The organism is Sphingomonas floccifaciens, assembly GCF_042681125.1.
GTDB classification, from domain to species: Bacteria; Pseudomonadota; Alphaproteobacteria; order Sphingomonadales; family Sphingomonadaceae; genus Sphingomonas; species Sphingomonas floccifaciens.
In genome coordinates, this window is record NZ_JBHUFC010000003.1 from 1 (window position 1) to 604 (window position 604).

The window sequence follows — 604 nt, forward strand, 5'->3', positions numbered from 1 at the left end:
GCCACGGTAGCCGTCAGTGGCCTCACCGCCCAGAACAAGGTTTATGACGGCACCACGCAAGCGACGCTGACCGGCGGCACCATCACCGCGTTCGGTTCGGACGTGGTGACGCTGACCCAGGGTACGGCGGCCTTTGCCGACAAGAACGCCGGCACGGGCAAGTCCGTCACGGTATCGGGCTATGCGCTGACGGGGGCGGATGCGGGCAACTATACCCTCACCCAGCCGACCAGCCTGACCGCGGATATCACCCGCGCCGTCCTGACCGTCACCGGCGCTGCCGCACAGAACAAGGTCTATGACGGCAGCGTCAGCGCCACGGTGACCGGCGGCAGCGTCGCTGCGCTGGGCAGCGACACGGTGACCCTCGACGCCGCCAACGCGACCGGCACCTTCGCCGACAAGGCCGCGGGTACGGGCAAGGCGGTCACCGCGACCGGCTACACGCTGTCGGGTGCCGATGCCGCCAACTACGACCTCGCTCAGCCGAACGGCCTGACCGCCGACATCGCGCGTGCCATGCTGGCCGTCACCGGCGCAATCGCGCAGGACAAGGTGTATGACGGGGGTGTCAGCGCCACGCTGACCGGCGGCAGCGTCGCCG

At 69.5% G+C, this 604-nt stretch carries 1 protein-coding gene; it reads left to right on the top strand.

The features are described from left to right. Positions 1 to 604: YDG domain-containing protein (locus tag ACFSC3_RS06930; protein ID WP_380939690.1), on the top strand; the 604-nt coding region annotated here is incomplete at both ends.